Source organism: Parashewanella spongiae (assembly GCF_004358345.1).
GTDB lineage: Bacteria > Pseudomonadota > Gammaproteobacteria > Enterobacterales > Shewanellaceae > Parashewanella > Parashewanella spongiae.
On record NZ_CP037952.1, the window covers coordinates 3,143,561 to 3,163,774 of the forward strand.

The 20,214-nt window shown below is 38.3% G+C and carries 17 protein-coding genes; 9 read left to right on the forward strand and 8 right to left on the reverse strand.

From position 1 onward, the window contains the following. Window positions 1–185: 185 nt before the first annotated feature. On the forward strand, window positions 186–554 hold the full coding sequence (locus E2I05_RS12320; protein ID WP_121854372.1) for a hypothetical protein: 369 nt from the start codon (window positions 186–188) through the stop codon (window positions 552–554). Between the two features lie 1,193 nt (window positions 555–1,747). On the opposite strand, the gene E2I05_RS12325 is transcribed toward E2I05_RS12320, so the two are convergent. The 5 genes from E2I05_RS12325 to E2I05_RS12345 form a co-directional block, all read right to left on the reverse strand. Beyond that, entirely contained in the window at window positions 1,748–3,691 is a 1,944-nt protein-coding gene (locus tag E2I05_RS12325) for a hypothetical protein (RefSeq protein ID WP_121854373.1), read from the reverse strand. Between the two features lie 315 nt (window positions 3,692–4,006). After that, complete coding sequence (locus tag E2I05_RS12330) at window positions 4,007–4,624, reverse strand: response regulator (RefSeq protein ID WP_207805303.1); 618 nt, start codon at window positions 4,622–4,624, stop codon at window positions 4,007–4,009. A 270-nt stretch (window positions 4,625–4,894) separates the two neighbouring features. Continuing rightward, a complete protein-coding gene (gene acs / locus E2I05_RS12335) occupies window positions 4,895–6,790 on the reverse strand; it encodes an acetate--CoA ligase (RefSeq protein ID WP_121854375.1) in 1,896 nt (631 codons plus the stop codon). A gap of 370 nt (window positions 6,791–7,160) precedes the next feature. Continuing rightward, on the reverse strand, window positions 7,161–7,850 hold the full coding sequence (locus tag E2I05_RS12340) for an exonuclease domain-containing protein (RefSeq protein WP_121854376.1): 690 nt from the start codon (window positions 7,848–7,850) through the stop codon (window positions 7,161–7,163). 23 nt (window positions 7,851–7,873) lie between these two features. After that, window positions 7,874–9,730 carry a DUF294 nucleotidyltransferase-like domain-containing protein gene (locus E2I05_RS12345; protein WP_121854377.1) on the reverse strand — a complete coding sequence of 619 codons (1,857 nt, stop codon included), beginning with the start codon at window positions 9,728–9,730 and terminating at the stop codon, window positions 7,874–7,876. 287 nt (window positions 9,731–10,017) lie between these two features. Here E2I05_RS12345 and E2I05_RS12350 point away from each other — a divergent pair, with 287 nt between their 5' ends. The 3 genes from E2I05_RS12350 to E2I05_RS12360 all read left to right on the forward strand — a co-directional run bounded on the left by E2I05_RS12350 (window position 10,018) and on the right by E2I05_RS12360 (window position 12,569). After that, on the forward strand, window positions 10,018–10,269 hold the full coding sequence (locus E2I05_RS12350; protein WP_121854378.1) for a DUF4212 domain-containing protein: 252 nt from the start codon (window positions 10,018–10,020) through the stop codon (window positions 10,267–10,269). Continuing rightward, complete coding sequence (locus tag E2I05_RS12355; protein ID WP_121854379.1) at window positions 10,270–12,006, forward strand: sodium:solute symporter family protein; 1,737 nt, start codon at window positions 10,270–10,272, stop codon at window positions 12,004–12,006. A gap of 125 nt (window positions 12,007–12,131) precedes the next feature. Next, window positions 12,132–12,569, forward strand: a complete 438-nt coding sequence (locus E2I05_RS12360; protein WP_121854380.1) for a hypothetical protein — start codon at window positions 12,132–12,134, stop codon at window positions 12,567–12,569. 396 nt (window positions 12,570–12,965) lie between these two features. Here E2I05_RS12360 and E2I05_RS12365 read toward each other — a convergent pair. Beyond that, window positions 12,966–13,729 (reverse strand): IS1 family transposase gene (locus tag E2I05_RS12365; protein ID WP_425325187.1). Its coding sequence is split into 2 segments (ribosomal slippage): window positions 12,966–13,462 and window positions 13,462–13,729, totalling 765 coding nucleotides; the frame shifts between segments, so codons are not numbered across the junction. Window positions 13,730–13,765: 36 nt separating this feature from the next. Between E2I05_RS12365 and E2I05_RS12370 the strand changes: the two genes are divergently transcribed. From E2I05_RS12370 to E2I05_RS12390, 5 genes are all read left to right on the forward strand, one after another. Next, a complete protein-coding gene (locus tag E2I05_RS12370; protein ID WP_121855231.1) occupies window positions 13,766–14,671 on the forward strand; it encodes an asparagine synthase-related protein in 906 nt (301 codons plus the stop codon). Further along, window positions 14,668–15,384 (forward strand): arylamine N-acetyltransferase, encoded by a 717-nt coding sequence (locus E2I05_RS12375; RefSeq protein ID WP_121855232.1) that lies wholly within the window; start codon window positions 14,668–14,670, stop codon window positions 15,382–15,384. The genes E2I05_RS12370 and E2I05_RS12375 overlap by 4 nt, the downstream gene beginning before the upstream one ends. A gap of 219 nt (window positions 15,385–15,603) precedes the next feature. Continuing rightward, window positions 15,604–16,950 (forward strand): ATP-binding protein, encoded by a 1,347-nt coding sequence (locus E2I05_RS12380; RefSeq protein ID WP_121855233.1) that lies wholly within the window; start codon window positions 15,604–15,606, stop codon window positions 16,948–16,950. Window positions 16,951–17,225: 275 nt separating this feature from the next. Further along, complete coding sequence (locus tag E2I05_RS12385) at window positions 17,226–17,732, forward strand: helix-turn-helix domain-containing protein (RefSeq protein ID WP_133309671.1); 507 nt, start codon at window positions 17,226–17,228, stop codon at window positions 17,730–17,732. Then, the gene (locus E2I05_RS12390) at window positions 17,702–18,202 is read left to right on the forward strand and encodes an IS630 family transposase (protein ID WP_133309672.1); all 501 of its coding nucleotides are present in this window, start codon (window positions 17,702–17,704) and stop codon (window positions 18,200–18,202) included. Before E2I05_RS12385 ends, E2I05_RS12390 begins: the two co-directional genes overlap by 31 nt. A gap of 10 nt (window positions 18,203–18,212) precedes the next feature. Here E2I05_RS12390 and E2I05_RS12395 read toward each other — a convergent pair whose 3' ends face one another. Both E2I05_RS12395 and E2I05_RS12400 read right to left on the reverse strand, forming a co-directional pair. Next, window positions 18,213–19,682 (reverse strand): ISKra4 family transposase, encoded by a 1,470-nt coding sequence (locus E2I05_RS12395; RefSeq protein ID WP_133309673.1) that lies wholly within the window; start codon window positions 19,680–19,682, stop codon window positions 18,213–18,215. Between the two features lie 135 nt (window positions 19,683–19,817). Then, complete coding sequence (locus tag E2I05_RS12400) at window positions 19,818–20,054, reverse strand: hypothetical protein (protein ID WP_121853624.1); 237 nt, start codon at window positions 20,052–20,054, stop codon at window positions 19,818–19,820. Window positions 20,055–20,214 lie beyond the last annotated feature (160 nt).

The following is a 20,214-nucleotide window of genomic DNA, read 5'->3' on the forward strand; positions in this document are numbered from 1 at the left end:
ATAAATTTTGAAAATACGGATAACGAGAATTCTAAGCATGGTGAGTGTGTATTCTCGCTTTGCCACTACAAATGAATTAAGTTAACATTGTTTTTACTATATAAAACACTGTGTTGCACATACCTCTAGCTTTCCATATTTATTGTAAAAATGAGGTTGTGCAGTATTAATATTTAGGCATTAATATGAAACTTGCACACTATTTACTTTTATCAATTGCATTTATGTTTTCTGCGTTAAGTAGTGCCTGTGTAGTTAATAAAAGTCGATATTCTGATACTGTTAAAGTACATGATGAGGGTTATGGCAATTTTTTAATATCAATGCCAACTCAAGTTGATTCTCTCCCTCTGAAGTCAGTATATGTAAATGTCAAAGAGAAAGAGAAAGATAAAAATAAATTTTCTGTTCAAGGTAAATTAGATGTAACTACACAAAAAGACAGAGGTTATGTTCACATACGCAACAGTAGATCAGATACATTAGAAATATCTGTTACTGTATGGCATCAAGCAGGTAAAAATTGCCCAATAATAACGGTAGTACAAATCTAAAAATACCTATCAAGCAAATAATACTTCACGCTGTTAATTCTAAGTTACCTACAACAAACACATACATAAGTACCTGACCATAAGTTTCTTAAGATTTCTAGTGCCCAGTATCAGCACTCTACGGTGTTGCAACTTCGGTTACATAGCTACGGCTATTCGCCCTACATTGCGTCTTGTATAGCACTATACCTGAACACAATGATTATCAAAGAACTTATCGACAGGTACTTACCCATGTTATACCAATTACAGTAATTAAATGCTCAACTCAGAGCTATGTATGTGCTCAAAGTGCAATCGAAATTGATGAAGGCATAGTTGTTACCGACATACAAAACTGTCGTTATTACATTGCTACGTTGAGATAATTTTGAGAAGTATTCTTTATAAACCAAAGTGAGCCATACAAGCTCCCGAAGGGCAAGGCTAAAGGATTCCATTACTACGTTATAAGTATTTGAATTATCCCGGTACTTCAAACTTGCGCCTTGTACTGAAACCCTTTAGCTCTTGCTGAGTGAGAGATTAATTACCGTAATTGGTCTTACCTGAAGGTGCATGATTTTAGTGGGAGTTAATTGCTGTTTAGACAAGGCGCTTATTCGAAGTAATAGTTAATTCTATTGCAAGGATAAGAACATAGAATAAATGGCAATACTTGTGGTTAAGAAAATTCCCACTAAGTGGGCATTTCAACGCTTATTTTTCTATGTTGTCAAAGCTTGAACTAGCCCATTAGTCCAGCACTTTTAAGTATTGAAGAATGAACCGTTGAAAATGACCTGAAAGTTGCATGTTCGAGTATCACGGGTATAAAAGCTCTCTTATTGCGATCTCATCGCGCCAGCTTTGTTGATGGCGCAAAATAAAACTGCCTAGACAAAACACCATTTAAAATAGGTAAGGAACTGTCTCAAAATAACTTACCGATTTGTTACTGCTTAAAATTGTCAATATCAAGGCACGAAGAATGAAGTTTAGTTATTCTAAATGAAAAATGAGTAACGCAGAGAGTGGCAATTTTAAGCGTAACCCTTTGGGCTGTATTTATTTTTGGCTTCTACTGTGTTGTCGAAAGCTTATGTAGAGTAACTACACCACACTTTCTTCGCCTTGTATAAGCTCAAAAATAAACGACAGCAAAACAGGGAAGTTATTTTGGGACAGTTCCTAACTGTCAGATCAGATCTGAGCTACTTCAGTTGTTCTGACGAGGGGGCTAATACGAACTTCTGAATCAGTAGCATCAATAAAATACCATTATCAGCAGCTTTTCTTGCCATTACACTACTACAATAACTTTTCAATGCTTGTTTATCTTGGCGCATCTGCTCACCCCGTTCTTCTTCAGCAAATTCAGAATAATCTTCTAAGATATACCTTTCATAACGACACAAAGCAACTTGAAAAACAATCAGCTTTTGTTCTTCACCTGATTTTAATGAGCGCTCAGTAAGCTTTTCGATAGCTCGTATGTAACGTTTCTCTCCCAATAACCGCTGCATATCGAAAGTCACTAATTGATACTCGAGGGCACTTTTTTCAACCATCATATCTGTAGCCTGAGACATTTTACCTTCTGAAACCAAAGTCTTTATCAATTCTCGCTTTATTGGCAAGTGTTTTGTGGAAAATTCACTGAGCCAGCTTCTTCTAATTTCGATACTTTGCATTTCTAAAAGCGAAGTGTTAAAGATACGTTGCAATTGACACAGCAACATAATGAAACGATGCGAATGGCGAGTTGAGTGATACTGAGTATTAATTTCAATAACTATCTGAAATGCAGTAGCAAATTTTTCTAGACGGATGCTCAGCTCAAGCATGTTTTCCATATTCTTAATGAATAAATCTTCGTAGAAATCTTGTCGGTTAGTTCTATTTTTTCCCGACATTTCTTGAGACAATTCAAGTAAATCATTAACAATACCCTCTGCCATTTTATAAAGCTGTTCGCCACGTAAAACATGCTCTGTACTTCTTAATGTTTCAGTCATTAACACCAAATAGCGATCGTAAGCATACGAAGTTTGGAATGATTTAATTACCTTGGCATCAAAACAAACTAAATTTTTCAAAACCATCAATTTTGCTTCAGGGTAATCAAATTTATCCCACTTACATTTTAACCAGATACATCGAGCACAAACCGAAAGTGATTCAATGTTTCCAGTATTCATTTCGATTTCTCTCGGTGTCACTTCCAGCTCTTCGTAATCGATGGTACTCATCAAGTGACACAGTAGCTCAGTACTTTTGCGTTCTCTACTCAAATCAGAAACCATAATAAACAGTTTGCACTTCTCTTCTTTGAGTAGTAAATGAAGCAGCCCTTCTCTTTGCTTCAAGCAACAGATTAACTGCTCAAAACTAGAGTTCAATGTTGAAGTTTTAAACCAAGGTTTACCTTTAAGTTTGAATAACTCCCCAATAATACTATTGATCGCATGAGCTGCTTGTATATTCAATTCTTTTCGAGCATCACGTTCAATCTTCAGCGGTAATATTTGCTTGATGATGTTTTCTGCAAACGAAAATAACTCATCCCAACATTCATTTTTCCTCAAAAAATCTACATAAATGGCAAGTTTACTTACGTGCTCAACTCGAACTTCTTTTGGGTTTTCGTATATAGCTTCAATTTGTTGACGCATCAATGAAATATTATTTCTCACCTCTAAAGCGATGCTGCCATCACGATGCTTTACAAACCAAGCTTTGTTTACTGCTTTAGTGGTCTCACATAGTTTTCTAATTTTTCTTTGAGGCTGATAGTCTTCCTTAGCAGAGGCTTCCGCCTCTTCTTCCGATGACACCATTTCCCCGTCAGATATACTTGTTTCATGCCAATGTCGTTTTGATGACCTTAATGTTTTCTGAACAGACCAGCTTTTGTTTTCCTCTTTTGAGCCTCCACTTTGAGAGGCACCAATTTCGATGTCGCGATGAAAGCCGTTTATTGGACTATTGGCCACGACTTTTGCTTGATGATGAGCTTTATCCAATATTAGTTTTATCGATGAAGTAAAACTACTTGACTCAGTTGAAGAGGTTTCAGATGAAACTAAAGGTAAAGTTTGCGCAATAGATGATGCAGGTTGTCCCATAATGTCTTCAATTGTTTTTAAGTGATACATATATTCAACATTTAATCCGGTATCAACTCAAATTAATTACGCTTAATCATTAACTTCCATGGATAATCGATTACAAACTTTTTTATCTGCTGTAGCACACACCAAAGGGTTTTGAGCAACTATTTAGTCATGTTTTACAAAAGAAAATTTAATTCTAGATGGATTAAAATTATCGCTTCATTTTTATATTAAAGCCTTTAAAAGCAACGAGGTAGTTTTAAAGCATCGATTCAATAATTAGTTACATAATTTATTAAATCGATTAATTGGTCGAGTATGGTTCTTAATTACTCGACCACAAAAGACAAACACAATTTAAGAGGCGATTTTGTCTTGATAAACAATCACAGCTTGTGTTCGTGTTTTCACATTCAACTTTAAAAAAATTGCTGTGGCGTGTGCTTTAACTGTGGCTTCACTTACCTCTAATTCCGCAGCAATTTGTTTATTCAACAATCCCTTAGCAAACATGCCTAAGATTTTTAACTGACGAGGTGTGAGTGAAAGTAACTTATTCTCCTGTTTAGAAGTGTCTGCTAATGCTTCTGCGACAAAATCACCGCTCAGCACTTTCGAGATAACATCAACCATTTCTGAGGGTTGCGAAGATTTAGCCAAAAACGCTGAAGCACCGAGTTCAGTAGCCTTATTAACGGTAGAAGCATCTTCTTGGCCTGATATCAACACAACAGGAATTTGAGCATAAGCTTGCCCTAGTTCAACCAATGCTTCAAAACCATTGGCTCCCGGGATATTGAGATCGAGTAAGATTAAGTCAGGGATGTTTTCACTGAGTATTGACTGTAATTCTTTAATATTATTAGCTTCAAGCAGGTGAATCGTGCTGAATTTTTGCTTTAAGATGAGGCTAAGGGCTTGCCTAAAGAGAGGGTGATCATCTGCAACTGCAATTGTAATCGCATCAGACATTATATTTACCTTGTTTTTATTATAATTACCCGACCATAACTTTTTTGATGCTTTCGACACCCAGTTTTAGCGCAAGACATTGTGCCTTTTTGTTCACTAAGTCTGACCGCCAACACACTAAAAGACTTATCGTCTGATATAGATTAATTCCTTTTAAGTCTGATTCTATCTGTTTAATTAATAAAAACAATACTAAAAAAGCGGTTTTACATTTTACTTTCTGGGGTTAATAAAGTAATCCGCCATGAGCGTAGCGGATTACTTTGATCGGATTTACTCTTCTAACGTACTTAAATCACCTTCGTCTTGTCCTAAGGCACGTGCTTTTAAAACGCGTCGCATGATTTTACCTGAGCGAGTTTTAGGCAAGGCTTCAACAAATTGAACATCTTCTGGCGTCGCAATTTTGCCCATTTCCGACCCAACATGTTCTTTTAGTTCATTACATAGGTTTTTATCGCCCACCATACCTTCTTTAATAACTACATAAGTATGAATAGCGTTACCTTTAAGCTCATGCGGTAAACCTATAGCAGCGGCTTCAGTTACGGCTGGATGACTTACTAATGCATGTTCGATTTCGGCGGTTCCTAAGCGGTAGCCACTGACTTTTAACACTTCATCAATTCGGCCAATCACCCAGATATAGCCATCATCATCTTTTTTCGCACTGTCGCCAGCTAAATATCGCCATTTACCATCAACTTGGCTCCAATATAAATCTTTATATCGTTGTTCATCTTTAAACACGGTACGTGCCATACCCGGCCATGGGTTTTTAATGATGAGTTTGCCTTCTTCATTCGCGCCGACTTCATTGCCTTCGTCGTTCACGATTGAAATTTCATTACCAAAGAATGGCTTAGTAGCGGATCCTGGTTTTAGTGGCGTTATCGGCAATGGCGAAATCATACAACCGCCGGTTTCTGTTTGCCACCAAGTATCAATGATCGGGCATTTATCGTTACCAATGACATGGTGATACCACTTCCACGCCTTTGGATTAATTGGCTCCCCTACACTGCCTAATAAACGCAAACTTGATAAGTCGTGTTTTTTCGGCCAGCGTTCACCAAAGCGCATTAAACCTCGAATGGCTGTTGGTGAAGTATAAAGAATGTTAATGCCATAATTTTCAATAATTTGCCACCAACGGTTCGGATACGGATAGTTAGGCGCACCATCGTAAAGCATAATCGTTGCGCCGTTAATCAACGGGCCGTAAACAATATAACTGTGACCTGTGATCCAACCAGGATCGGCTGCACACCACCAACGATCTTGCGGTTTAATATCAAATATCATTCGATGGGTTGTTGAGGTGTAAACAGCATAGCCACCATGAGTGTGAACCATTCCTTTTGGTGAGCCCGTTGTGCCTGATGTATACAGAATAAATAATGGATCTTCTGCCCCTGTTTTCTCTGTTTCACACTTTGAGCCTGCAATTGGAAGTGCTTTTAAGTCGTGTAGCCAGAAGTCACGTGAAGGTTCCATTTCTACATCAAGTTCATTGTTTTTCACACAAATACAAACTTCGATGCTTGGCGAACGCTTCATTGCATCATTCGCAATGGCTTTTAAATTAATTTTCTTACCACGACGAGAACCACCGTCTGCGGTAATTAATACTCGGCTATGAGCGTCATCGATACGAGATGCCAATGCTTCGGTACTAAAACCACCGTATACCACTGAATGAACGGCACCAATTTTGGCACAGGCTAGCATGGCAAAAATAAGCTCAGGAATTTGTGGCATGTAAATGGTGACGACATCACCTTTTTCAACGCCCATACTTTTGAGAACATTGGCAAATTGGCAAACTTCGCGGTTTAGACCATTGTAAGAGAAGTTACGTTTTTCTCCGTTTTCACCTTCCCAAATGATGGCCATTTTGTTGCGGTTGGCGTTTTCGACATGACGATCAACGGCATTGTGTACGATGTTGATTTCTCCACCGTCAAACCATTTATACATGGGTGCGTTTGACTCATCTAATACTGAGTCCCATTTTTTAAACCAATTGAGGTTTTCTGCCTGCTCAGCCCAAAATGCTTCACGGTTTTCTACTGAATATTGATATAGTTTTTCGTATTCCGCGACGTTTGCTTGCTCAGTGACTTCTGAACTCGGGTAAAATATATCGCTTTGCTCAAGTTGGGTCATTTTTTTCTCCATAGATATTTAATCTAACTTCTTAAAGGGCGTTCCCAATGAATTTCTGAATTTTCTGTAGCTTATTTCTTACTTATACAAGGCGGCGAATTTGACATGTAACAATCTTCTAATCATTCGACAACAAAGTAGATGTATAAAATACAAACAACCAAACCAATTACGCTTAGCTTAATAGTTACAATCACTAGGTTATTCATCATTCATTAAAAATGATTAAACGTCATTATTGATGGCTTGACCTTGAAACTTTAAAACAATAACAAATTATGGAAATCAATTAAGGAAAACCCTTTTATAAGAAAATAAAGAAATTTTGTTTATAACGCCATTAGACATAAGTCTAAGTTATAGCTTGATGCTAAAGCTGAACTGACTTTACAGATGTTTTCGCACCTTGATGATTTTTATTGAGCATGGCTAAAAACAACTCTGCGGTTGCGAGGGCATCATTTAACGCATTGTGTTCATGGTGTGGTGGTAATTTGAACTCCTCTCGCAAACTAATTAACCTCAGCTTTGATGGTTCATAAGGAGTATCGCTTAAGTCTAACCGTCGCTTTGCCATCATTAAGGTATCAATAACAGGAAAAACGGGAGCCATTCCGTAAAGTTGTATACAGGCTTGCTTCAAAAAGCTAAGTTCAACTTGTGCAAAATGAACTAACATGACTTTACCCGTTAAGTCTTGTAGAAGACGAGCGATAACCTGATCGACTGGCAAGCCTGTAGCCTGCTCTGAATCCATAATATTATGAATATGTACGTTCTCTTTACTGAGCTTAACTTGGGTATTCACTAAAAAGTGCTGGCTGTTTTTTAATGAAATTACGCCTTTTTGTATGTTGGTGTAGCCAATTGATAAAATTCTGTCCGTATTCCGGTTTAAGCCTGTTGTTTCAAAGTCTAGCGCCAGTAGTTCAACTTCATTTATGGGTAAATTTGGGTCAGGAAACGGAGTAGATAAAAAAGACTTTAATGGCTCAGGGGGCATTTTTTTTAAAAGCCGCTTACGCTGCGCATTTAAACCAAACCAATATTCGTATAGCATCACTGACTCCTTTTCTTTGCTTATTATCCGTAAGTCGTTTGTCGTACACTTTGCATTTCTTTGATCACCTTAAAGGTATCTTTTAAGTGTTCTCTATCTAAACTGGATAACGCCTTAGGCTCAAGGAAGTTATTTGCACTTTCTCCATGCAAGAGTTGCTGGGCTTGATGTTCAACTTTTAGCATGGTTAAAAACTCAAACGCTGAAATTAAACTCACCGCGGCATCTTTACTCAACGATGGTGTATCTGATGCTCGTTTTAATCTTTCCAGCGTATTGATATCACTAATGCCTTCAGACAGCGCATAGATACGTGCTAAGTCTGTAATTGGCGCAATACCATTATGCTTTAAATCTAGGGTGTTCTTATGCTTTTCACTGGCCGTTAAAACAAAGTTTCTAAAGAAGCCAAGAGGTGGTTTTAATTTAATCGCATTGGACGATAAATGTGCTAAAAACAGAGTGTTCTTTTTAGTTTTTTTCAGTAATTTCTCACGCACTTGGTCGAGCAAAGATGATGGACCATAGACGGTGTTGAGATCAAAAAAGATACTGCTGTGCATAAGTGCCAACGGCTCAGGTTGATCAACCCAATGTTCAAAATAGTGATGCCAAACCGATTGTGGTTGGCGCCATTTATCATTGGTTGCCATAACATTGCCAGGGCAATACACATAGCCACAATGATTAAGCCCACCACACACAAATTCAGCTAATTGTTCAAACCATGCTTGATGCTCAGGCTGCACTGAGTCGTCAATAATGATTCCATTATCTTGGTCAGAATGCACTGTTTGCTCTTGCCTTGCTTGAGAACCAGCACTGACCCATGCAAAAGGTACAGGTTCCTCACCTATTTGTTCTTTTGCTAAAGTGATTAATTTGTGGGTAAAGGCATTAGTGATCGCACTGATACTTTTCCCTATGTTGGCCGCAGTAGTACCAAGTTTAACCATGCTGATTTGCAGCTTTGGCAGCAACTTTGAAATTTCAGAGAGTTCTTCAACCGTATGAGCTTTGCGGATCATCGCAGACATATTTACGGTATTTAGACCTTCTTGCTTCATCAAGTCTGTGATGGTCACCATACCATCAAGCATTCCGTTGCGGCTAACGGGTAAATGATGCACCCCCGCCGTTGACATTTTGATTAACGCATCATAAGCATAGCTATTGACGTCAATCATCTTGATGTTTTCTGTCATAATATCAGAAACTGGAGAAGACAATGGCAAGCCTTCAGCTATACAGCGCCGACGAAAATCTTTGTCAGTGATAATTCCAGTCAGGCAATCATTTTTGACCACCAGCAAGCATGAGAAATTAAATTCTGTCATTTTTTGTGCCGCTAATTGAATGGTCTCTGTTTCATCAATGGTCACTGCAGGACTACTATAAAAATCACTGATTGCGGTATTCATTAGCGATGACGATACGATGGCCTGCTCATTAAGTTGTGATATTTTTTGTGCGAGTCGTTGTGTTGCGGAGCCGGAAATAAAATCACAAACATAAGGGTATTCGTCTGTTGCTTGTTTAAGTTTTTCGAAATCAATGGCATAAATTAGGCTGTCTTCAGCAGCTATGACAAGGTACTCTGGGTTATTTTCTGCAATAAAAAGTGAACAAAAATCACTTTCGCCGCATTTATCGACCAATTCTTTTGTTCTGCCTAATTCTGTCTTAAATGAGTTTAAAGAGCCTTTGCGAACGATATATAAACTGGGTTTTTCTATACCTTCAGGAGGTAGGCGCTCACCTTCTCGTACATAACAGATCTTGATAGTCTTAACGAGTCGACTATTTACTTCTTCTGGCAAACTTTCAAATGGCATAATCGCTTTTAAAAAGTCTTTAATATCCGTTAACTCAGAACTCATAGTCACAACCTCTCATTCATCCATTACTCATTTTTAATCGATAACACTATGAAGCACAAGCGAAAAGAGCCGACCTTAGACTAAAGTTGAATATTTTTATTTTTCCACACTTGTTAGCTTCTCACTAGGAAAAAAAGAACAGCAATTCGGATTGGATTGGGAATACTAGGGCGTGTTATTTGTTAGGTTTTGAAATTTAATGCAATAAGCAATTTTAAAAACTTACCGAAAAAATCACTCAACCTTGCTCTCTCCATAAAGAATTGATAAACAAAAAGGAGAGTATTGTGGAAAGCGAAAACAGTTATTGGGCTGAAAATTTACGCCTTATCCTGATATGTCTTGCGATATGGTTTGTCGTTTCATTTGGGTTTGGGATCCTGTTAGTGGAGCCATTAAACGAAATCCGTATAGGCGGTTACAAACTGGGTTTCTGGTTTGCACAGCAAGGTTCTATTTATGTCTTTGTGGCACTGATTTTTTGGTATACATCAAAAATGAATAAGCTCGACAAAAAATACAAGGTAGAGGAAAAGTAAATGGATGAGTTAAAACTTTATACCTACATTGCCGTATTTGGCTCTTTCGGGCTTTATTTCGCCATTGCATGGTGGGCAAGAGCAAGCACAACCAGCGATTTTTATGTGGCTGGCGGTGGTATTTCACCACTTCAAAACGGTATGGCGATTGGTGCTGACTGGATGAGTGCAGCATCATTTATCTCGATGGCTGGTCTTATTGCCTTTTTAGGTTATGGCGGCTCTGTATTCTTGATGGGCTGGACTGGCGGTTATGTACTGCTGGCAATGTTGCTTGCGCCATATATGCGTAAGCACGGCAAGTTTACCGTACCTGAATTTATCAGCGATCGTTATTATTCAAAAAGTGCTCGTATCGTAGCCGTTTTATGTCTAATAATTGCTTCTCTCACCTATATTATCGGGCAGATGAAAGGTGTTGGTGTCGCATTTTCTCGTTTCTTAGAGGTAGACTACGATTTAGGCCTTGGCATCGGCATGTTAGTGGTTTGGGTATACGCTGTGCTTGGAGGTATGAAGGGCATTACCTACACTCAGATTGCACAGTATTGTGTGTTAATTTTTGCCTATACCATCCCAGCTATTTTCATCTCACTTCAACTGACAGGTAACCCGATTCCACAACTTGGGCTTGGTAGTACTTTGGCGGACGGTAGTGGCGTTTACTTACTTGATAAACTTGACCAAGTGGTCACAGATTTAGGCTTTAAAGAGTATACCACTGACAACATGGGCGGCTCACTCAATATGTTTGCTTATACCATGTCATTAATGATTGGTACTGCGGGTTTACCACACGTAATCATGCGCTTCTTTACTGTTCCTTCAGTAAAAGCTGCACGTTCATCGGCTGGTTATGCTCTGGTATTTATTGCCTTACTTTACACTGTTGCGCCTGCGGTTGGTGCGATGGCTCGTCTAAATTTAATGAGCACAATTGAACCAACAGCTGGCCAGCATCTTGAATATGATCAACGCCCGCAGTGGTTTAAAGATTGGGAAAATACTGGTCTTCTGAAGTATGAAGACAAAAATAATGACGGAAAAATCCAATATACTGCGTCCAAAGAAACCAATGAAATGGTGAAAGTTGACCGTGACATCATGGTACTCGCTAATCCATCAATCGCTAATCTACCTAATTGGGTTATAGCTCTGGTTGCAGCCGGAGGTCTCGCTGCTGCGCTCTCTACGGCGGCAGGCTTGTTGCTCGCCATATCATCATCCATATCCCATGACTTAATGAAGGGAGTGCTCACCCCCAACCTCTCAGAGAAAAATGAGTTGTTTGCTGGACGGGTGACCATGACACTGTCGATTTTGGTTGCAGGTTATCTCGGACTCAATCCACCCGGTTTTGCGGCAGGAACCGTTGCATTAGCATTCGGATTAGCAGCCTCCAGTATCTTCCCTGCTCTAATGATGGGTATATTCTCTAAGAAGATGAGTGGAAAAGCAGCCGTTGCAGGGATGTGTGCAGGTATTGGTGTCACTATGCTCTATGTATTCCAGCACAAGGGCATCATGTTTATTCCTAGTACATCATTCTTAGGTGATTTACCTGAAAACTGGTTCTTTGGGATATCCCCTAACGCATTCGGTGCTGTAGGTGCATTGGTTAATTTTGCCGTAGCCTTTATTGTATGCAAGCTTACTGGTGAAGCTCCTAAAGAAATTCAACAGCTTGTTGAAAACTTCCGAGTGCCCAAAGGCGCTGGTGCGGCACACGATCATTAGTATCTTTTAAATTCGTCATGCCAGTGGATACTGGCATCCAAAGACTTTATTTAAAATAAGGTAAAGCACTGGGCACCAGCTTTCGCTGGTGCGACGAAATAAAATAAATTCATAAGGAAAAATTAGTGAATAGACATACTAAAGTTGCAATTCTAATTGCGCCTATACTGGCTATAGCAGGCTACATATTATCTGATACTTACATAGAAAATCAGGCGCAAGAACAACGAGTTTTTGCTCTAAATTCTGAAAGTGAATGTGATGTTTTGGCTAAGCGTTGTGTGCTATCTGCAGGAGAATTAAAAATCAATGTCTATGATGAACATGGTATAACTTTTATTAACTCAACGTTTCCCCTTGATAAAGCAACTTTATTCTTAGTTGATCAACATGATCAAGCTACGAGTTATCCTTTAGCTATGGAGAAATCAGCTTACTATTGGAGTCGTCAAACCCCACTTAGAAATAACCTCAACGATAAAAATTATAAACAAAAAATACGTTTAATCGCACAAATAAAAGGCGGCCAATATATCGGTGAATTTAATACGAATAGTCTCTAACTATTTTAAACTGTAAGGATTATTTGAAACACATAATCATTGATTATCACCTTTAGATATCATCTAAGGGACGTGGCGGAAGAATGTATACCAATTTTATCGTCACTCCTGCGAACGCAGGAGTCCAGAGTCTTTGGTTAATTTGGGCACAAGTCGCTGGATACCTGCGTTCGCAGGTATGACAAATTAAGCGTTGAAATTTAAATTGGTATTATTTGAACTGCGACATCCCTAAAAGTCACTGGATACCAGCCTTTGCAGGTATGACAAAAAAAATTTAAAATATTGATTGGTACTTTCTAAATCGCTAGTTCCCTAAGCAGGTCAAAAAGTTATTTGTGATGTATGTGAAATTTATTTTTAATCTAATCAAGTATGATTCGGTAGTGGGCTAATTTAGTGGTAGGCATGAATATCAATCCCAAATTCTACTCGATTGATTAACAAACCTATTACCGTATCGTGCATACTTTCTAACTTTGAAAAACAAATCGTTCTTCGTGCTAACCTTTTAATCCAAGTTCTAAAATTGAGATTTTTCCTCTTAATCTTTTGGGTATTAGTTTTTCCTACTTCATGCTGTTCTGGTGGCAAATTTCGCTTATACGCACCCCAGTCATCGGTATAATATTTCTTTATGCCTAGTGGCTCGAGCAATGTCTGTAACTCTTTGAAAGCCTCGCCTGTTCTTTTCCCCAAGACATAAGCTACAACTGTATTCGTACTATGGTCTATGGCATGCCATAGCCACCTCTGGTTAACCTTTTTACCTACAAATGACCATTGCTCATCGATCTCTGCTTCTTCGCAGACCAACTCTATATCGATTTCAATGTTTGAGTTGCTATCTCTTTGAGTGTAATTAGGATTTACGTGGACAATGCTCTTTTCTTTTTTTTAATGGCGTTTATCACTGTATTCTTGTGTATATTTAACACTCTACCTGTATCCCTTATTCCGCTACCATTAAGTACCATGTCAATGGCTGTTTCTTTTACTCCATCTTCCCAAGCACGCTTAACATAATGAAGTAAGAATGTTTTTTTCGGGCACTCAGAGTTGGTACATAAATATCTTTGCTGCCCCTTTGGGCTTTTTCCTGCTTTTGATATTGAAGTACTTTGACAGTGAGGGCATTGAACATCTACAGAGTGACGCATGATATTCTCTAAAATAAATGAAACTAGAGTGCAACCATGATAGATCAATTCACTGCTTCAGCCCACTACCCAAAATATAATCTGATCACAAGCTTAAATAATGCGGTAAAAAATCGTCTTCCTGAAGTTCAAAAACCTGTCGGTATTTTTTTAAGTGGCGGTTTAGACAGCTCAATTATTGCTGCTTTAGCATCTAAATTACGACCTAACATAACATATTTTACTTTAGGTAATGAAAGTAGCTCTGACAAGGCGATGGTAACTAAGTTAGTTAAACATCTCGAACTCAACGATGTCAGGATAATCCCTGTTCCTTCGGATGAACTTTTGGGCAGTTATATTGCAAAAATAGTATATGTAACAGAAAGCGTTAACCCTTCTATTATCAGTAACGGATTAGCTACATACCTGCTGGCTCAAGCTGCCAGTTATGCGGGTATTAAGGTAGTTTTAACTGGCGAAGGTGCCGATGAATTATTTGGAGGTTATTTTAAATACCTTGAGCCAAATGTTTTAAAGATAAAGTGCAGCAACCTTATGGCTGATATGCAGTACACCGAATTAAGGCGGTTGGATCTTTGCACAATGGCCCATGGTGTTGAGGCAAGGTGTCCTTTCTTAGATAATGAAATCATTAATCTCAGCAAAGAATTAGAGTTTAGTGACATTTATTCAGAAAGCATGAATAAAGTTATTTTGCGTAAAAGCTTCAGCAGTTATCTGCCGAAAGAAGTTACTGACCGCCCTAAAGTTTCATTTGATGTTGGAAGTGGTATTAGGCAAATGGTTGTCAAATATTTGAAACGTAATGGCAGAAGTGAAAGAGAAGAGTTGCAAGAGATTTGGGAACAGCACTTTAACAGAACATCTACGAATGATTATTTTCATCGTTACTCTGTTTTTGATGACGCGATCGATCGTAGAGGAAGTAGTCATCAATGAAGTGGAATTCAACTAGTCGAACCGCTTTGATTAAAATAGAGTCTTTACTTTTAAGGTTATTCAAAGAAGAACCATTTCACAATTTGTACCATCTTTATGGCAAGAAACCACTTACGACTAAATATGGTGGAACATGCACAGATAAAACCCTTAGCTTTATTCATGAAGCACGTAGTTTAGGTTTCAATGCTCAACTGCATACTGGCTACATCCAAGGTGAGGAAATTCACAGATTAGCTAGAGTTACCATTAATAACCGCATTTTTTTTGCTGATCCGGGTAATGGTTGGCCATCATTAAAGTTATACCCTGCCGATGAAAAAATTTGTTTTCCATGTTTTGGCATGTTCTACCGAACTGAAATAACAAATAATAAAATTTCAGTGTTTCATACTCGCAATAACAAAGAATTTTTACAATTAGAAATTAATCCAATACCTCGGCCGGACATAGAAATTAAAGAAAACATAAATAATCGGTTTAATAGTGACATTAGCTATCCTTTCAAGGGCAAGCTTCGATTCTCACTTGTCGTAGACAACCAGTTTCTTTTTTTGCGAGATGAACGCCTCGAAATATACTCAGAAAGTGAATTTAGTTTGATAGAAGGTATTAAGAGAGAGCTTTTACCAAAAATTTTAAGGGAGCGATTCAGATATGAATCAGCTTTATTATTAAAATATCTCACTGATGATTCGCTGAACATAAAGTGATTCGTAATCCATTCTAGTCATAAGTACCTGCTTAAAAGTTTCTTAAGTTTTTCTCTACTGGAAAGGCTTCTATCAGTGGTTTGGTTCTAATAAATTTATACTCGGGTACTTAGGCGCCCATCTAGCGTGGAATTACAGTAAATAATATTACAATAACTTTAATGACAATACAAAGTTCTCACTCTATAATCTCATCATTACTCCAAGTGAAAACTTATTATGCAAAAATTCTATAATCGTGAAAAAGAGATGGATACTTTAAGACGTATCTCCAAAAATATATCTGATCATAAAGGCCAGCTCAGTGTCATGATTGGTAGAAGGCGTGTCGGAAAAACTCGTCTATTGAGCGAAGCCTTCATTGATCAAGACATCAAATATTTATATTTGTTTATCAGTCGTAAAACTGAAAGATCTCTTGTGGCTGAATTTGCAGAAATAATACGTAATGAACTTGGAGCAAAGTTTTTTAAACCGCAGTCATTAAAAGATATTTTTGAATACTTACTGGACTATTCGAAAAATGAACCTTTGACTGTGATTGTCGATGAGTTCCAGGATATCCAAAGAGTGAACTCAAGCCTTTTCTCAGACATTCAAAACTTGTGGGACACAAATAAGCAAACATCAATGATGCATCTCGTTTGTTGCGGTTCATTATATAACATGATGACCAAAATTTTTAAGGGTCAAGATGAACCCTTATTGAACCGTGATGATCGTTTCTTCAAAATTAAACCACTGCAGCCGACTTATATTCGCTCCGTGATAGCTGATCACAGTAAATTTACAGCTGAAAACATGCTGGAGTGGTGGTGTCTATCTGGTGGTATCCCCAAGTATCTTGAATGGTTAGCTAATTTCGCTAATGAGAGTGGCAACATATTCGACTCAATCATATCTGACTTCTCCCCTTTCATTAAAGAAGGCACTCACCGTTTAGTTGAAGATTTTGGTTCTGAGCACAGGATATATTTCGATATTTTAGGTGCTATTTCACAGGGCCATACTAGCCGTTCACGAATTGAAAATTATCTTGGATTAGGTGTTGGTGTCCATCTTGAAAAGCTAGAAGATGATTTTGACTCCATCACTAAGATGAGACCGATGACTTCAAAAGAAACGTCACGAGATGTACGATACTCGATTTCAGATCCATTTTTAAAATTCTGGTTCCGGTTTATACATGCCAATAAAAGCGCGGTAGAAATGGAGAACTACGAGTACATCAGAAACCATATTGATAGAGACTTTGAAACCTACTCAGGCTTAGAACTTGAGTCATTATTTCAAGCTATTCTTGCTGAGTCTAAACAATTTGGTCGAATGGGCAGTTACTGGGATGCAAAGGGACACAATGAGATTGATATCGTCGCAATTAACGACTTAGATAAGCAAGTTTTGATAGTAGAAGTTAAAAGGCAGCAAAAGAAATACAATGAAACAAAGCTAATTGAAAAGTCGCATGGCTTACTGAAAAAACTCAAGTTATCAGGCTATAACGTCACTTATCGAGGCTTTTCGTTAGATAATTTAGTTGAAGTAATGGATGAGTTTTTAAGTTAACTTAAACAATAAGCATTGGTACAAGCCCTAATACAATTGATTTTGGTACAAATAGATTCAGATTACATTCAGGTGCTTACCTGATATTTTTTGGTGGGAGGATTTAAAATAGAGAGTTACTTTTGTGGCAACTGAAAGTTGGTTTTGGAATGAATACCCTGCTACAAGTAGCAAGGTATTCAGCTAATAGAGTACTAGTAGTCCATTCAAGAACAAATAATGACCGAATGGTTATATCCTAACAACTCCTGAACACAAGAAACACTGGAGTTGTTATGAGGGTTAAATACCACGTTCGTTTGAGTAATGAAGAACGTTCAATGCTTGAGGCTTTGATAAAGCAGAAGAAACCACGTGTTGCTCAACATAAGAAACGACACGCCCAAATTTTACTTGCTATTGATGAGAATAATTCGCCACTGACCAATCAACAGATTGCTAAAGCACTAAACATCTCACCACTTGCAGTAACGAGCCTTAGAAAGCGTTTTGTCGAAGAAGGATTAGAAGTCGCTGTGAATAGCAAACACAGCCATCAAGGCCGCAGACGCATAATGGATGGCGAAGCCGAAGCCCACCTAATTGCACTGGCCTGCTCTACGCCTCCTGAAGGACGTTGCCGTTGGACATTAAATCTTCTTAGAGACAAGATGATTGAACTCAAATATATCGATAACATATCAAGAACTTCTGTTCATTATGATGCTTTAAAAAAAACGAACTTAAACCATGGCTTAAAGAAGAGTGGTGTATACCTAAAGAGGAAAACGCTGCTTTCGTGAGTGCTATGGAAGATATATTAGAACTCTATAAACTTCCTTACAATCCTAAGCGTCCTTTAGTATGCCTTGATGAAACCAGCAAACAACAAGTTAAAGAAGTTCGCAATCCGTTACCCTTAGTTTCAGGTTATCCAGAGCGATACGATACAGAGTATGAGCGTAACGGTGTCAGCAACCTGTTCATGATATTTGAGCCTTTAGCGGGCTGGCGACATGTTGAAGTCACTGAACACAGAACGGCCATTGATTGGGCTCATCAAGTAAAAGCCTTAGTAGACGGGCGTTATAAGGACGCTGAGACAATTGTATTAGTTGAGGATAACTTGAATACTCATACACCGGCTTCATTTTATAAGGCCTTCGAACCAGAAGAAGCTCGTAGGTTGATCAATAAAATAGAATTTCATTACACGCCAAAGCACGGAAGTTGGTTGGATATGGCTGAAATTGAATGGGTGTGGGTCTTTTAAAACGACGAAGTTACCCACATCTGTATAACCTCTGTTTGGATTGCTTTTTGTGATACTCCCAATACTTTTCAATATCACCACTCGATCTTAACGACCTAAGTTTTAATATAGCTTCTGCACCTTCAAGGCTCCATCTCGCTCCAGTGATATCCAACCTATCATTAATCAGATGACGACAAGCTCCCTCAATGACACCGCTAGCAATTGGGAAACCTTGCTCTAACGCTTTACCGTATTCTAATCTTGATTTATTTTTCAATAGATAACCGATGCACTTATTAATGCCTTCTCGTTGTTTTAATTTCCGTTTTGTTGCACTGATCCCAAGGCCTTTTGCTACTTGTGACGCATTACCTCGTAAGATTTCAGTCGCTCGATTTTCTATCCAATCTTCGACTTCTGGATCATCTTTTTCAAATAAGCACCACGCCGCTTTCCAGAGATATTCAAGCACATGGATGAAATCCATGACCACCGTTGCATTGATGTTGAGTTTCTTCATCACCCGATAAATTTGTTTTAGCTGATGAGGATGACCATCAACGAGTACAACCCACTGACAGCTTTGAGTTGGGTCTCGTTCCAGAGCTTCTAAAAATGCTTCTTCAATCACAGTCGCAGCACTTCTTTCTACGCTTGCCCACACACGTTTATTTCTTGGTGGCACACGTAATGGACGAACATTTGAATTATCGTTTCTAGACATGATTGATTCTGGGGTACGATGCAAAGGCTTGGTGGTGTATACCGCTGCAACTTCTGCCATTCGTTTGCGGTCTTTTTTTTCTCCAGCACTTAGGCGTCCTTTGAGCTTCTGTTGTTTCGCTGCTTTTTGCGTGCCCTCTCTCAAGCTATTAGGTTGCATAACGATGCCTTTTCCATCCATAGTCAATACCAGTAAATCAGATGTATTTTCTGGCTTAAGGTATCTCTGCTGGAGATAAAAACCATCAAAATCTTGTGCAATATCCTGCACAATTTGCCTTGCTTGTCGCTTGGGCACGTGCGCACCTGTGGTGGTATCTATTGAGCTTACTGCATCATCATATGAGCCTTTGACTGCTTCTGTAGCGAGTCTTAGGCGTACACCATCAGAGTATTTATCTTTCGAAAGATTCAGCTCACCATCCATTGGAAACACGCTATCACACCGACGTTGACTGTAACCTTTTCGATGCATCGTTACGGTACCAAATAAACTTTCTAAGTTTCGTTTGCAGTTATTTTTCAAATAATTCAATGCAATGTCACGGTTGGAACAAACTTGCTGACGGGGCTCTTCAGCGGTTTTGATATCTAAGAAACCCTGCAATAAACACCGCAACAACTCAGTTCCTTCGGTATCGATATAGGCTTCAACTTCTCCATGGCTCTCTTGCTTAACTTGTTTGTCTTCGAGGTGCGAAATAATACGCTCAAATTTCAATTTGGCTTCAGAAAAGAATGAAAATTCGAGTGAGTTTGAGTATGCTAGTTTCATGAAAGGAGCCTTTTTATATACTTGTTGTGTGTGGAAACTGATAAGTACTATAAAATTGCTCCTTTCGCACCATTTATTAAACCCATCCAATTGATAATTAATGATCTTTTCATGCTTTTCGTCGATCTAAAAGATCTACACCCAAATAATATTTGTTGCACCCAGCTGGAAAGCCTTATCTCTCGCTTCTTGCTTTGCATTCTCAATTCCTACTGATGCCATTAAATTTCCCCAACCAGATGTACCCGAAACTGTTGCTATGAAAGTGCAATCTGTAATTTGACGTATATCAGAATCAACTATTTTCGGACTTAGGTTAGATGCACAAGAGGTAACAAATAAAATAGATAATAAATATAGATAGTTACTCACGCTTCAACTCTCACATTTCAACTGTAGAAAATTGCTATTTATAGTCTTGCCAAGCGAGTTATTTACAACTAATGAAATAGCTCATTAAATTTTTCCTAAATCTATTACAAGAAAGACACAAAGCTAAAGCTCAAGTGAATATTACCTATGAATAAAGGGC